15 protein-coding genes and 1 riboswitch are annotated in these 13,644 nt (G+C 71.9%); of the genes, 12 read left to right on the top strand and 3 right to left on the bottom strand.

What is annotated here, in order from left to right; translation table 11 throughout:
* Positions 1–9 precede the first annotated feature (9 nt).
* From ACVW2K_RS16150 to ACVW2K_RS16095, 12 genes are all read left to right on the top strand, one after another.
* Positions 10–618, top strand: a complete 609-nt coding sequence (locus ACVW2K_RS16150; RefSeq protein ID WP_028638215.1) for a CDP-alcohol phosphatidyltransferase family protein — start codon at positions 10–12, stop codon at positions 616–618.
* On the top strand, positions 611–1,468 hold the full coding sequence (locus ACVW2K_RS16145) for a DUF881 domain-containing protein (RefSeq protein ID WP_457203202.1): 858 nt from the start codon (positions 611–613) through the stop codon (positions 1,466–1,468). The genes ACVW2K_RS16150 and ACVW2K_RS16145 overlap by 8 nt, the downstream gene beginning before the upstream one ends.
* Complete coding sequence (locus ACVW2K_RS16140) at positions 1,465–1,797, top strand: small basic family protein (protein WP_028638216.1); 333 nt, start codon at positions 1,465–1,467, stop codon at positions 1,795–1,797. Before ACVW2K_RS16145 ends, ACVW2K_RS16140 begins: the two co-directional genes overlap by 4 nt.
* A gap of 1 nt (position 1,798) precedes the next feature.
* Positions 1,799–2,356 (top strand): DUF881 domain-containing protein, encoded by a 558-nt coding sequence (locus ACVW2K_RS16135; protein WP_457203201.1) that lies wholly within the window; start codon positions 1,799–1,801, stop codon positions 2,354–2,356.
* 14 nt (positions 2,357–2,370) lie between these two features.
* Positions 2,371–2,571: a DUF881 domain-containing protein gene (locus ACVW2K_RS16130; protein WP_457203200.1), complete on the top strand. Its 201-nt coding sequence runs from the start codon at positions 2,371–2,373 to the stop codon at positions 2,569–2,571.
* A gap of 49 nt (positions 2,572–2,620) precedes the next feature.
* Positions 2,621–3,007, top strand: a complete 387-nt coding sequence (gene gcvH, locus ACVW2K_RS16125; RefSeq protein WP_028638217.1) for a glycine cleavage system protein GcvH — start codon at positions 2,621–2,623, stop codon at positions 3,005–3,007.
* Between the two features lie 98 nt (positions 3,008–3,105).
* The gene (locus tag ACVW2K_RS16120; RefSeq protein WP_028638218.1) at positions 3,106–3,639 is read left to right on the top strand and encodes an FHA domain-containing protein; all 534 of its coding nucleotides are present in this window, start codon (positions 3,106–3,108) and stop codon (positions 3,637–3,639) included.
* Positions 3,636–4,376, top strand: a complete 741-nt coding sequence (ftsR, locus tag ACVW2K_RS16115) for a transcriptional regulator FtsR (protein WP_028638219.1) — start codon at positions 3,636–3,638, stop codon at positions 4,374–4,376. Before ACVW2K_RS16120 ends, ftsR begins: the two co-directional genes overlap by 4 nt.
* 64 nt (positions 4,377–4,440) lie before the next feature.
* Positions 4,441–4,914, top strand: coding sequence for a bifunctional nuclease family protein (locus ACVW2K_RS16110; RefSeq protein ID WP_028638220.1), 474 nt, complete (start codon positions 4,441–4,443; stop codon positions 4,912–4,914).
* A 150-nt stretch (positions 4,915–5,064) separates the two neighbouring features.
* Positions 5,065–5,658: a MerR family transcriptional regulator gene (locus ACVW2K_RS16105; protein ID WP_028638221.1), complete on the top strand. Its 594-nt coding sequence runs from the start codon at positions 5,065–5,067 to the stop codon at positions 5,656–5,658.
* Positions 5,659–5,703: 45 nt separating this feature from the next.
* Positions 5,704–5,814: riboswitch (glycine riboswitch) on the top strand.
* 87 nt (positions 5,815–5,901) lie between these two features.
* Positions 5,902–8,772 (top strand): aminomethyl-transferring glycine dehydrogenase, encoded by a 2,871-nt coding sequence (gene gcvP / locus ACVW2K_RS16100; protein ID WP_457203199.1) that lies wholly within the window; start codon positions 5,902–5,904, stop codon positions 8,770–8,772.
* Positions 8,769–10,109, top strand: a complete 1,341-nt coding sequence (locus tag ACVW2K_RS16095; RefSeq protein WP_457203198.1) for a serine hydrolase domain-containing protein — start codon at positions 8,769–8,771, stop codon at positions 10,107–10,109. Before gcvP ends, ACVW2K_RS16095 begins: the two co-directional genes overlap by 4 nt.
* 37 nt (positions 10,110–10,146) lie before the next feature.
* On the opposite strand, the gene ACVW2K_RS16090 is transcribed toward ACVW2K_RS16095, so the two are convergent.
* The 3 genes from ACVW2K_RS16090 to ACVW2K_RS16080 all read right to left on the bottom strand — a co-directional run bounded on the left by ACVW2K_RS16090 (position 10,147) and on the right by ACVW2K_RS16080 (position 13,626).
* Positions 10,147–10,656: a hypothetical protein gene (locus tag ACVW2K_RS16090; protein WP_028638224.1), complete on the bottom strand. Its 510-nt coding sequence runs from the start codon at positions 10,654–10,656 to the stop codon at positions 10,147–10,149.
* Positions 10,657–10,732: 76 nt separating this feature from the next.
* Positions 10,733–12,106, bottom strand: coding sequence for a metallopeptidase TldD-related protein (locus ACVW2K_RS16085; RefSeq protein WP_457203197.1), 1,374 nt, complete (start codon positions 12,104–12,106; stop codon positions 10,733–10,735).
* Positions 12,106–13,626, bottom strand: coding sequence for a TldD/PmbA family protein (locus tag ACVW2K_RS16080; protein ID WP_457203196.1), 1,521 nt, complete (start codon positions 13,624–13,626; stop codon positions 12,106–12,108). Before ACVW2K_RS16080 ends, ACVW2K_RS16085 begins: the two co-directional genes overlap by 1 nt.
* Positions 13,627–13,644 lie beyond the last annotated feature (18 nt).

Below are 13,644 nucleotides of genomic sequence, written 5' to 3'. Positions count from 1 at the left end.
GGGCGGGCAGTGGCGGACGACTCGACGCGCAGTCAGGCACGGCGCGTGTGGACGGTACCCAACCTGCTCAGCCTGCTCCGGCTGGCGGGTGTGCCGCTCTTCCTGTGGCTGGTGCTCGGTCCGGAGGCCGACGGCTGGGCGCTCGCGCTGCTCGCGGTCATGGGCATCACCGACTTCCTGGACGGTTACCTCGCCCGCCGGCTCGGCCAGACCTCGGCGCTCGGCGAGGTCCTGGACCCGGTCGCGGACCGGCTCTACATCCTGGCCGTCGTCGTGGGGCTCGCGCTGCGCGAGGTGATCCCGTGGTGGGTGGCGCTCTCGCTGCCGCTGCGCGACCTGCTCCTCTGGGGGCTGGTGCCGCTGCTGCGCACCCGTGGCTTCAATGCGCTGCCCGTGCACTTCCTGGGCAAGGCCGCCACGTTCAACCTGCTCTACGCCTTCCCCCTCCTGCTCCTCGGGGACGGCGACGGCACCGTCGCGACGCTCGCCAACGTGTTCGGCTGGGCGTTCGCGATCTGGGGCATCGGGCTGTACTGGTGGGCCGGCGTCCTCTACGCGTGGCAGGTCCGCACCCTGCTGAGGACGACCGAGCGTCGTACGGCGGTCTCCGATGCCTGACACCGCCGCGCCGCCGAACGACCGGGTCAACACCCCGCTGCTGACGCTCATCACGCAGCAGTCCCTCGACGAGGACTACCGCCACGTCGCCGACCGCAAGGCCCTCGAGCCGGGTGCCCAGCGCCGGACGTCCGGGATCGCCGCGGTCGTGGTCGCGGTGTTCGGGGTGCTCGTCACGGTCGCCGCGCTCCAGACCCAGCAGGGCGAGGACGTCCGCAGTGCCAGCCGGACGACGCTCATCACCCAGATCGACGAGGGCCGCGCCAACCTCTCCGAGCTGCAGCGGAGGATCGTCCGGCTGCGCGAGCTCAACGTCGGGCTCCAGTCGCACCGCGACGAGGTGACCTCCGACCAGCTCGGCGCCGAGGCCCGTGTCCAGCGGCTGGCCGCCAGCACCGGCTTCGGTGCGGTGACCGGGCCGGGCGTGAAGATCACCGTCGACGACAACCCGGACGGCACCCTGGTCCGGGACCGTGACCTTCGGCCCGCGGTCAACGGGCTCTGGCAGGCCGGCGCCGAGGCGATCGCGGTCAACGGCAACCGGCTGACCGCGCGCTCCGCGATCCGCAACTCCGGCATCGCGATCCGCGTCAACAACAGGTCGCTGTCGCCGCCGTACGTCATCACGGCCATCGGCAACGAGAACACCCTCCAGGCGAACCTGATGCAGACCACGAGCGGGCTGGTGTTCCGGAACACGGTCGAGTCGCTCGGCTTCCCCTGGAGCATGGACAATGCGGATCAGCTCTTCCTGCCCGCTGCTCCGCCGCGGATCGCCCGGCTGCGGTCGGCCGAGGCGGGGACCGCGGAGCAGAACCAGAACCAGCACCGGAAGGAGGCGCCGCAGTGATCGCCGCGCTCGGGCTCCTGGTCGGCATCGTGCTGGGCGTCATGTTCCAGCCGGACGTGCCGCTCGGCCTGGAGCCGTACCTGCCCATCGCCGTCGTCGCCGCGCTCGACGCCGTGTTCGGTGGCCTCCGGGCCTACCTGGACGGCATCTTCGACGACAAGGTCTTCGTCGTGTCGTTCGTGAGCAACGTGGTGATCGCAGCCGCGATCGTCTACTTGGGCGACAAGCTCGGCGTCGGTGGCCAGCTCTCGACCGGCGTCATCGTCGTGCTCGGGATCCGGATCTTCTCCAACGTCGCCGCGATCCGGAGACACCTGTTCCATGCCTGACGTGCCCGAGAGCCCCCAGAGCCCCGCGAGCGCCCGGGGCCCCGAGAGCCCGACCGGACGTGAGCGCCTCCGCGGCGCCCTGCTGCGACCGACCCGTGGGCAGGTCGTGGTCGCGGTGCTGCTGGCGGTGCTCGGGTACGCCGCGGTCACCCAGGTGCGCTTCACCCAGGTCGACAACACCTACGCCGGCCTGCGCGAGCAGGACCTGATCGACGTGCTGAACGGTCTGGCCGGCACCACCCAGCGCGCCGAGTCCGAGATCACCCGGCTGCAGCGCACCCGCGACGACCTGCAGTCGGACACCGGCGCCCGTGAGGCGGCACTGGCGCAGGCCCAGCAGCAGGCGGACAACCTCGCGATCCTGGCCGGCCTGGTGCCGGTCACCGGGCCGGGCATCCGGCTCACCGTCACCGAGGAGACCGGCCAGGTGGACGTGCAGACCATGGTCGACACCATCCAGGAGCTCCGCACGGCCGGCGCCGAGGCGATCCAGGTCAACGGCCAGGTCCGCGTGGTCGCCGACACCGCTGTCGAGGACGCCGCGCGGGCGGGCTGCTGATCGACGGACAGCTGGTGAGCTCGCCGTACGTCATCGACGCCATCGGCGACCCGCACACGCTCGCCGACTCCGGCATCGACTTCCCCGACGGTCCCCGCGACCTCTTCGCCGAGGACGGGGCCTCGATCACCGTCGACGAGCTCCAGTCGCTCGACATCGAGAGCGTCGTCAAGCCGTCGAAGCAGGAGTTCGCCACGCCCGCGCCGGCCCAGTAGGCCATGCGCAGTAGCCTCACCCCGTCCGGCCCGATCCCGAGGAGACGCCTTGTACCCCGACGACCTGAAGTACACGACCGAGCACGAGTGGGTCCGTGAGCCCGGCGAGCACGAGGGGTCGGTCCGTATCGGGATCACCCACTACGCCCAGGACGCCCTCGGCGACATCGTCTACGTCTCGCTGCCCGAGGTGGGCCAGGCCGTGCAGGCCGGCAGCACCTGCGGCGAGCTCGAGTCGACCAAGTCCGTGAGCGACGTCTACGCGCCGCTGTCCGGCGAGGTGGTCGCGCGCAACGACGCCCTCGACGCCACGCCCGAGCTGGTCAACAACGACCCGTACGCCGGCGGCTGGCTGTTCGAGGTCGTCCCGTCCGACCGCAGCGAGCTCGACGGCCTGATGGACGCCGCGGCGTACCAGGCGACGCTCGGCTCCTGACCCGTCAACCTGCCTTGATCGCCGTGCCCCGGCTGATAGGTTCGGGGCAACCATCAACCTCAGCCCGGCGTTGAGGGTTTTGTCCGGAGGTCCGACCGATGCCGTTCTGCACCGCGTGTGGCAAGCAGAACCCCGATGACGCGCGCTTCTGCTCCCAGTGCGGCACCCGCCTGGTGAGGCCCGACGCCGCGCCCGCGGCGCCGGCCGAGCCGACCGAGGCCGCCGACGACGCGACGGCGACGATCTCGATCGGCACCGGCGACAAGGCCGAGACCTCGGACCGCCAGCTCAACCCGGTCGACGCGGCCGCCGTCGACGCGCTGCCGTCCGGACACGCGCTGCTCGTCGTCCAGCGCGGTCCGGGCTCGGGCAGCCGGTTCCTCCTCGACGCCGACGTCGTCAACGCGGGACGGCACCCGGACAGCGAGATCTTCCTCGACGACGTCACCGTGTCGCGGCGGCACGCCGAGTTCCACCGTTCCGGTGACACCTTCACCGTGAGCGACGTCGGGAGCCTGAACGGCACCTACGTCAACCGCGACCGGATCGACCGGGTCCAGCTCAAGGACGGCGACGAGGTCCAGATCGGCAAGTACCGCCTGGTGTTCTTCTCGGGGCACGCGAGCCGATGAGCACCGCGGCCTCGGGCCCCTCCGCCTCCTCCCGGGCGCGGATGAACATCGGCGAGGTCCTCGACCGGCTGCGCCCGGACTTCCCGGGAGTCACCATCCCCAAGATCCGGTTCCTCGAGGACAAGGGCCTGATCAAGCCCGAGCGGACCCCCGCGGGCTACCGGAAGTTCTCCCACGACGACGTCGAGCGGCTCCGGTACGTGCTGCGGATGCAGCGCGACCACTACCTCCCGCTGCGCGTGATCGGCGAGCACCTGGACGCCATCGACCGCGGGATGGAGCCGCCCCCGATCGACCCGGTCGTGCCCACGGTGCCGAAGGTGGCGCTGGCCGCCGACGGGCTGCCGAGCGCGGAGTCGTTCCGCCGGCACGACCAGGTGCGGCTGTCACGGCGCGAGCTGCTCAAGATCGCGGAGATCTCCGAGCAGCTGCTCGCCGAGCTCGAGCAGTTCGGGTTGGTCGCGGCCTCCCGGACCGGCCACTTCGACACCGACGCGCTCGTGGTCGCGCAGACCGCCCGGGAGCTGGCCGACTTCGGCTTCGAGCCCCGGCACCTGCGCGCGTTCAAGACCTCCGCCGACCGCGAGGTCGGGCTGGTCGACCAGGTCATCGCACCGCACAAGGCCGGCCGCGACCCGTCCGCCAAGGCCCGGGCCGAGGAAGCCGTCTCCGAGATCGCCGCCCTCTCCGTCCGCCTGCACGCGACGCTCGTGAAGATCGGGTTGCGCTCGTCCTAGCGGCCCCGATCGCCCGGGAAGTACGGCCGGCGATGGACTCGCGCGCCGGGGGTACTGTGGTGTCGTGCGCGAAGTCGATGTCATGGGAGTTCGGGTCGAGATGCCCTCGAACCAGCCGATCGTGCTGCTGCGCGAGGTCTCGGGGGAGCGCTACCTCCCGATCTGGATCGGCGCCGTCGAGGCCACCGCGATCGCCTTCGCCCAGCAGGGCGTGGTGCCGCCCCGCCCGTTGACCCACGACCTGCTCAAGGACGTGCTCGAGGCGACCGGCAACGAGCTCGCCGAGGTGCGCATCACCGACGTCAAGGACGGGGTCTTCTTCGCCACCCTCGTCTTCGGCTCCGGCGCCGAGGTGAGCGCCCGGCCCTCGGACTCGATCGCGCTCGCGCTGCGCACCGGCAGCCGGATCGTGTGCGCCGAGGAGGTCCTCGACGAGGCCGGCCTCGCCGTACCCGCGGAGCAGGAGGACGAGGTGGAGAAGTTCCGCGAGTTCCTCGACCAGGTCACCCCCGAGGACTTCGACGCGCCGACGGAATGAGCGGGAACCCTCACTCTCAAGTAGAGGTTGAGGGTTTGCGACACGCCGCCGAGATCTTTGACGGTCCTCGATCGGGGACCTACCTTGAAGTGTCTCCGTTGTAACTACTTCCCCGGTGTTACGCACAACGGATAGCCGTCGGAGGACCGCGTGAACGAGAACGAGCAGCACACCGAGAACGTCGAGGCCGCGCACGCCGCCGCGGTGGCCGAGGAGCAGGGTCTCCTGTTCGCCGACGACGTCTCCCCGCTGCCGAGCGACACCGGCTACCGCGGCCCGACCGCGTGCAACGCCGCCGGCATCACCTACCGACAGCTCGACTACTGGGCCCGCACCGGGCTGATCGAGCCGACCGTGCGCGGGGCGAAGGGCTCCGGCTCGCAGCGCCTGTACTCGTTCCAGGACATCCTGCTGCTCAAGGTCGTCAAGCGGCTGCTGGACGCCGGCATCTCCCTGCAGCAGATCCGGACGGCGGTCCAGCACCTGCGCGAGCGCGGCACCGACGACCTGACCCGCGTCACGCTGATGAGCGACGGCGTCTCGGTCTACGAGTGCACCAGCAACGACGAGATCATCGACCTGCTCCAAGGCGGCCAGGGTGTCTTCGGCATCGCGATCGGCGGCGTCTGGCAGGAGATCGAGGGCACGCTCGCGGAGCTGCCCAGCGAGCGCACCGCCGAGGCCGACGACGCGCCGACCGCCGGCGACGAGCTCGCCGCGCGACGCGCCCGCAGGATCGGCTGAGTCGCACCGAGGGCCTGGACCGATCGGCTAGGCTGGGTCCGCTGACGATCCCGCACGGGAGAGTCTTCGCCGGTCGGCCGTGAGGCACGGCCGGTGGAGCGCCGAAGGGGCAATTCCTCCCCGGAACCTCTCAGGCGCCCGGACCGTGCGGGTCAGGCAACTCTGGAGATCCCTCGACGTGGGGCGGCCGACAGAGGGGGAGGCACCCGAACGACGACAGTCGACTCCGAGGAGCCCCCCAGCATGGCCGACCACCCCACCCTCACCGAGCTGGACGGCGTCCTGCCGTTCGTCGAGCGCCACATCGGTCTCCGCGACGCCGACGTCGCGACGATGCTGGAGCGACTCGGCTTCGACTCCCTGGACGCCCTGATGTCCGCGGCCGTCCCCGACGGCATCCGGGCCGCGGAGTCGCTCGACCTCCCGACGGCGCTCAGCGAGGAGGCCGCGGCCCGCGAGCTCCGGCACCTGGCCAACCTCAACCGGCCCGGCGAGGCGATGATCGGGCTCGGGTACCACGGCACGATCACGCCGCCCGTCGTCCGCCGCAACGTGCTCGAGGACCCGAGCTGGTACACCGCCTACACGCCGTACCAGCCGGAGATCTCCCAGGGCCGGCTCGAGGCGCTGCTGAACTTCCAGACCGTCGTCGGCGACCTCACCGGGCTGCCGACCGCCAACGCGTCGCTGCTCGACGAGGGCACCGCGGCGGCCGAGGCGATGACCCTGGTGCGCCGCGCCAACAAGTCGGCGCAGGGCCCGTTCGTCGTCGACGCCGACGCGCTGCCGCAGACCATCGACGTCGTGCGCACCCGGGCCGAGGGGATGGGCATCGAGGTCGTCGTCGCGGATCTCGCCGACGGCCTGCCGGACGGCGACCTGTGCGGTGTCCTGGTCCAGTACCCCGGCGCCTCCGGGCGGGTGCTCGACCCGCGCCGGGTGATCGAGCAGGCCCATGACCGCAACGCCCTGGCCGTGATCGCGGCCGACCTGCTCGCGCTGACGCTGCTGGAGTCCCCGGGCGAGCTCGGCGCCGACGTCGCCATCGGCTCCAGCCAGCGCTTCGGCGTTCCGCTGTTCTACGGCGGCCCGCACGCCGGCTACATGGCCGTGTCCGCCGGGCTCGAGCGGCACCTGCCCGGCCGGCTGGTCGGGGTGTCCGTGGACGCCGAGGGACGCCCGGCGTACCGGCTCGCGCTGCAGACCCGCGAGCAGCACATCCGTCGGGACAAGGCGACGTCCAACATCTGCACCGCGCAGGTGCTGCTCGCCGTGGTCGCGTCGATGTACGCCGTCTACCACGGTCCCGAGGGGCTCCGGTCGATCGCGACCCGCACCCACCGGTACGCCGCGGTCCTGGCCGGGGCGCTGGCCGAGGCCGGCATCCGCGTCGCGCACGAGGAGTTCTTCGACACGCTGACCGTCGAGGTGCCCGGCCGGGCCGCCGACGTCGTCACCACGGCCCGCACGCTCGGCCTGCAGCTGCGGCTGGTCGACGCCGACCGCGTCGGCATCAGCACCTCGGAGTGCACGACCCGGTCGACGATCTCCAGCGTGCTCAAGGCGTTCGGGCTCCCGGTCGCCGACCTGGACTCCGTCGACTCCGCCACCTCCGACGCGCTGCCCGAGCAGCTGCGGCGGACCACGCCGTACCTCACGCACGAGGTGTTCACGACCCACCACAGCGAGACCGCGATGCTGCGCTACCTGCGCAGGCTGTCGGCCCGCGACTACGCGCTGGACCGCGGGATGATCCCGCTCGGGTCCTGCACGATGAAGCTCAACGCCACCACCGAGATGGAGCCGGTGTCGCTGCCGGGCTTCGCCGACCTGCACCCCTTCGCGCCCGCCGAGGACGCTGCCGGCTACCGGCAGCTGGTCGGCGAGCTGGAGGCCTGGCTGGCCGAGGTGACCGGGTACGACCAGGTCTCGATCCAGCCGAACGCCGGCTCGCAGGGCGAGCTCGCCGGACTGCTCGCGATCCGCGGCTACCACCGCGCCAACGGCCAGGGCGAGCGCGACGTCTGCCTGATCCCGTCCTCGGCGCACGGCACCAACGCCGCGTCCGCGGTGATGGCCGGCATGAAGGTCGTGGTCGTGAAGTCCGGGGAGGGCGGCGAGGTCGACCTCGAGGACCTGCGGGCGCAGTGCGAGCGGCACGCCGACGACCTGGCGGCGATCATGGTGACCTACCCGTCCACGCACGGTGCCTACGAGGACACCATCACCGAGCTGTGCCGGATCGTGCACGAGCACGGCGGCCAGGTGTACGTCGACGGCGCGAACCTGAACGCACTGCTGGGCTACGCGCGGCCGGGCGAGTTCGGCGGCGACGTGTCGCACCTGAACCTGCACAAGACGTTCTGCATCCCGCACGGCGGCGGCGGCCCGGGCGTCGGACCGGTGGCGGTCCGCGCGCACCTGGCGCCGTACCTGCCCTCGCACGCGCTGCACCCCGACGCCAGCAAGCGCGAGGGAATCGGCGCGATCAGCGCGGCGCCGTACGGCTCCGCGGGGATCCTGCCGATCTCGTGGGCCTACATCCGGCTGATGGGTGCGGCAGGGCTGACCCGGGCGACCGCGGTCGCGGTGCTCTCGGCCAACTACATCGCCACCAGGCTCGGCGAGCACTACCCGGTGCTGTACCGCGGCCACGGCGGCCTGGTCGCGCACGAGTGCATCCTCGACCTGCGCGGGATCACCAAGGACACCGGTGTCAGCGTCGACGACGTCGCGAAGCGGCTGATCGACTACGGCTTCCACGCGCCGACCATGTCGTTCCCGGTCGCCGGCACGCTGATGGTCGAGCCCACGGAGTCCGAGGACCTCGCCGAGATCGACCGGTTCGTCGCGGCCATGATCGCGATCAAGGACGAGATCGACCGCGTCGCCGCGGGGGAGTGGTCACCCGAGGAGTCGCCGTTGCGCGGCGCCCCGCACACCGCGCGGGCGCTCGTGGGTGACTGGGACCGGGCCTACTCGCGGGAGGTCGCGGTGTTCCCGTCCGGGCTCGACCCCGACAAGTACTGGCCCCCGGTGGCCCGCATCGACCAGGCGTACGGCGACCGCAACCTGGTCTGCTCGTGCCCGCCTCTGGAAGCATTCGCGGAGTGACTGTCAGCGACCACACCGACCGCCGGCTGCTCGTCCGGCTCGCGCACGCCCAGAGCACCGGGCGCCTGCCCTCGGTCGTCGCGGGGCTGCTCCGCGACGGTGCGCCCGCCTGGTTCGGCTCCTACGGCTCACCGGCGGTGCCGGACCACGACCCGCTCGACGTGCAGTACCGGATCGGGTCCATCACCAAGACCATGACCGCGGTGCTGGTCCTCCAGCTGGTGCGGGACGGGCGGCTCGCCCTGGACGACCCGGCCGCGACGGTCGTGGGCGACGTCGGGTACGCCGACCGCTCGGTCCGCGACCTGCTCGCGCACTCCTCGGGCATGCAGTCGGAGCCCGTCGGCTCCTGGTGGGAGCGGTCCGCCGGGCTGTCGTTCGACGAGCTGACGGCCGCGAACGACGGCAGTGGCGGCGTGTTCGCCGCGGGCGACCGCTTCCACTACTCGAACCTCGGCTACGCGCTGCTCGGCGAGCTGGTCGCGAGACTCCACGGCAGCACCTGGTGGGAGGCGGTCCGGCAGCGGATCCTGGACCCGCTCGGCATGGCGCGCACGTCGTACCTGCCCGAGGGCGCGGCGGCGCAGGGTCAGTCCGTGCACCCCTACGACGGCACGCTGGTCGCGGAGCCCGCGACGGACACCGGCGCGATGGCGCCGGCCGGCCAGGTGTGGGCGACCATCGAGGACCTCGCGACGTACGCCGTGTTCCTCGGCAGGGGCCACCCGGACGTGCTGTCGGTCGAGGAGCTCGACCGGGCCTACACGCCGTTGTCCAGCACGCCGGAGGACGGCACCAGGTCCCTGCACGGACTGGGCTTCCAGATCTTCGCGGGCGGCTCCGGGACGCTCGCCGGTCACACCGGCTCGATGCCCGGCTTCCTCGCGACCGTGCTGGTCGACCGCAAGCGCCGCACCGGTGGTGTGGTGCTCGCCAATGCGACCGCCGGGTACTCGCCTGCCGCGGTCGTCATGGAGCTCCTCGACGAGCTCGAGCGCTGCGAGCCGACGATCGCCGAGCCGTGGCTGCCCTCGGCGGGCGTCCCGGACGAGCTGTCCGGGGTGCCGGGCGTGTGGCACTGGGGCAACACGCCGTTCGTCCTCGCGATGGAGGGCACCGATCTGGTCGCGCGCCGCAACGGCGCCGAGGCCTACCGGTTCGGCGTCGCCGACGACGGGCGCGTGGTGGGGCGGACCGGCTACCACGCGGGCGAGGAGATGCACGTCGTACGCCGGCCCGACGGGTCGGTCCGGTACCTCGACGTCGCGACCTTCATCTACACCCGCACCCCGTACGACCCCGACGCCCCGATCCCCGGCGGGCTGCCGGGCGCCTGAGCGTCGGTCCCCAGGTTCACCCAGCCGGCCGGCCGCGCTAGTCGACCGTCGACTCCCTGACGACCACCAGCCGGTAGGCGAACGCCGTGTCGCAGTCCAGCGGCACGGTGCGGCCGCGCCAGGTGAGGTCGAGGTCGGTGTCGAGGAGGCGGTGCGTGCCGTCCGCGGTGATGTGCTGGCCGGCGTCGTCGTACTCGTCGTGCACCGGGGTGTTGCGGCCGACCTTCCGTGCGGTCCCGGAGATCAGGGCGCGCGAGCCGCCGACCTTCATCGCGGCCGTGACGCGGCCGCCCCCGAGGAAGCCGTCGCGGTCCTGGCGGCTGCCACCGACCTGCTGGGCGTCGTCGCCGATCAGGACCTGGAGGACGTTGGCGAAGTGGTTGTTCTCGTAGAGGCTCGCGTAGACGTCGCGGCCCTGGACGGTGCCGGAGCACTCGACGACGATGCCGCGCTCGTGGGTGGTCGTCGACTCGGTGGTCTGGGTGGTCGGGGCCGCGGTGCCGAGCCCGATCAGGGCGGCGGTGGCGGCGAGGGCCAGGGGGTACATGGTGGTTCCTTCTGCTGTGTGGTGGTTCGGACAGCAGGAATACGCCGCAGCAGCCCCTCCGGTTGCATCAGCCCGGCTACTGGGCCTGCGACACGCTCGACATGTTGAAGTCGGGCACCCGCAGCGCCGGCATCGCGGTCCGGCTGAAGTAGTCGTCGCCCCACTCGCGGCTGAAGGCCGGCCCGGTCGCCGACGCGTGGGTGAACCGGGTGAGGATGTCGACCGGGCTCTCGTTGAAGCGGAAGTTGTTCACGGCACCGGTGACCTCGCCGCCCTCGACCAGGTACACGCCGTCGCGGGTCAGACCGGTGAGCAGCAGGGTCTGCGGGTCCACCTCGCGGATGTACCAGAGACACGTGAGCAGCAGGCCGCGGTCGGTCCCCGCCACGAGGTCGTCGATCGACCCCGACCCACCGTCGACGACCAGGCAGAGGTTGTCGATGCCGGGCGTCATCGGCTGCGCGGTCATCGCGGCGCTGTGCCGGGTCTGGATCAGCGCGGCCAGCTCGCCGTCCCTGATCCAGTCGGTCCGGCCGAGCGGCAGACCGTTGTCGAACACCGACTCCTCGTTGCTCGAGGTCGAGGTGACCGCGAACGGCAGGCACTCCAGCCCGGCGTACGACGGGTCGGAGAACAGGTTCACCCCGGGCCGGGCGATCCGCTGGCCGATGCGGGTGCCACCAGCACGCTCGCTGTAGACCGACTGGCCCTCCCACGCGACCCGCGCACCGGCGCTCCAGTACGCGTCGATCATCAGGTCGGCCACCGCCGTCGGCGGCAGGATCGTGTCGTACCGCCCGGCGGGCAGGTCGACCCGACGCTCGGCCCAGGCGAGCCGCCGGGCCAGCTCGTCGTCGATGGCGAGCGGGTCGACGTCGTCGAAGTCGCGGGTCGCCGCTCCGACCCAGGCGCTGCGGGTCCGGTCCGCGGACTTCCCGGTGCAGCCGACGTGACCGGTCGGCTGGACGTGCCGCAGGCGCAGGCCGGTGGACGAGCCGAGGTACGTCGTGGTCATCTCGTGGTTGACGAACCCGTACAGGATCCGTCCGGCGGCGGCCGCCCGGCCGAACGCCTCACCCAGGGCGGGCGCCACGGCGTCGTACACGTTGATGTCGGTCGGGACCGGCGGCTCGTCCCAGTCCGGCGATGCGTGGTCGCGGACCAGCTCGTTGGCGTCCTCGGCGGGGTCGGCCTCGCGGGCCGCGCTGTCGGCGGACTCGACGAGCCGGGTCAGGCCGTCGAGGGTCGTCACGCTGCCGGACGCCGACGCCGTCGCCTGCCCGGCGAACGAGACGACCGTGACGTCGACCCCGCTCATCACGCCGTTCGTGGTCAGGGTGTTGTTCGCCCACCTCAGGTTGGCGCTGGTGCTGCTGCGGACGACGACCATGCAGTCGTCGGCGGTCGAGGTGGCGAGGGCGTGCTCGACGAAGGACTGGGGTGTGGTCATCAGTGACCGGCCTCCTCGGTCGTGTTGAGGATGCGGACGTCGCGGAACAGCGCGGTCGGGCAGCCGTGGCTCACCGACGCGACCTGCCCGGGCTGGGCCTTGCCGCAGTTGAACGCGCCGCCCAGCACCCAGGTGTCCGGGCCACCGACCGCCTCCATGGAGTTCCAGAACTCCGTCGTCGTCGCCTGGTACGCCGCGTCGCGGACCTGGCCGACCAGCTCCCCGTCGGAGATCTTGTAGAACCGCTGCCCGGTGAACTGGAAGTTGAAGCGCTGCATGTCGATCGACCAGGACTTGTCCCCGACGATGTACAGCCCGCGCTCGACGCGTCCGACCAGCTCGTCGGTGGAGGGGCCGTCCGGTGCGGGCTGCAGCGAGACGTTGGCCATCCGCTGGACGGGGATGTGCCCGGGGGAGTCGGCGTACGCGCAGCCGTTGGACCGGCCTTGGTTGAGCGACGGCATCGCGGCACCCATCACCCGGTCGAGCTGGTAGCCGACGAACACGCCGTTGCGGACGATGTCCCACTGCTGGGTGGCCACGCCGTCGTCGTCGTACCCGATCGTGGCCAGCCCGTGCTCGACGGTGCGGTCGCCGGTGACGTTCATGACCGGCGAGCCGTACTGCAGGGTGCCGAGCAGGTCGGGGGTGGCGAACGACGTGCCCGCGTAGTTGGCCTCGTACCCGAGCGCCCGGTCGAGCTCGGTGGCGTGCCCGATCGACTCGTGGATGGTCAGCCACAGGTTCGAGGGGTCGATGACCAAGTCGTAGGTGCCCGCCTCGACGCTCGGCGCCTCGAGCTTCTCGGCGAGCAGCTCGGGGATCTGCTCGATCTCGTCGTCCCAGTCCCAGGAGTCCGGCCCGCCGTCGAGGTACTCCCAGCCGCGGCCGACCGGTGGCGCGATGCTGGCCATCGAGTCGAACGTGTCCGCGCCGGCGCCCATCGCCTCGAAGCCGGGGTGGAGCCGCACCCGCTGCTGGGTCGTCCGGGTGCCGGCGAGGTCGGCGTAGTACTTGCACTCGTGCACCTGGAGCAGGTGGGCCGACGCGTGGTCGACGGCGGCGCCGGCGCGCAGCCGGTTCGTCCAGTCGACGAGCAGGGCGGCCTTCTCGCGGACCGGGACCTCGAACGGGTTCACGCGGTACGACGACACCCAGGTGACGTCGTCGTACACCGGCTCGTCCGCGAGCTCCACGGGCGCGCTCGTCATCTCCGCCGCGACCCGGGCGACCGCGACCGCGGTCTCCGCGACCCGGACCGCCTCCTCGGCGGTCAGCACGACCCCGGACGCGAAGCCCCACGAGCCGCCGTGCACGACGCGCACCGCGAAGCCGAGGTCCTCGCTGTCGCTGGCGCTCTGCAGCACGCCGTCGCGGGCGACCACCGTCTGGTACCGCACCCGCTCGAACCGGAAGTCGGCATGGGTGGCGCCGAGCTCCCGCGCGCGGGACAGCGCGGCGTCGCCGAGGCTGCGGTGGGGGAGTGCGGAGAACGAAGGATCGAGGACCGGCCCGCTCATGCGGCGAACCTACCCGAC

Source organism: Nocardioides sp. HB32 (assembly GCF_054058995.1).
Note: the sequence above shows the minus strand (reverse complement) of the source record. Positions and strands in the feature narration are given on the sequence as shown.

Bases quoted from the DNA above. Each gene is read 5' to 3' on its own strand.
- ACVW2K_RS16145 (WP_457203202.1), top strand. From the start codon at position 611: ATGCCTGACACCGCCGCGCCGCCGAACGACCGGGTCAACACCCCGCTG.
- ACVW2K_RS16120 (WP_028638218.1), top strand. From the start codon at position 3,106: ATGCCGTTCTGCACCGCGTGTGGCAAGCAGAACCCCGATGACGCGCGC.
- ftsR (WP_028638219.1), top strand. From the start codon at position 3,636: ATGAGCACCGCGGCCTCGGGCCCCTCCGCCTCCTCCCGGGCGCGGATG.
- gcvP (WP_457203199.1), top strand. From the start codon at position 5,902: ATGGCCGACCACCCCACCCTCACCGAGCTGGACGGCGTCCTGCCGTTC.
- ACVW2K_RS16090 (WP_028638224.1), bottom strand. From the start codon at position 10,656: ATGTACCCCCTGGCCCTCGCCGCCACCGCCGCCCTGATCGGGCTCGGC.
- ACVW2K_RS16085 (WP_457203197.1), bottom strand. From the start codon at position 12,106: ATGACCACACCCCAGTCCTTCGTCGAGCACGCCCTCGCCACCTCGACC.
- ACVW2K_RS16080 (WP_457203196.1), bottom strand. From the start codon at position 13,626: ATGAGCGGGCCGGTCCTCGATCCTTCGTTCTCCGCACTCCCCCACCGC.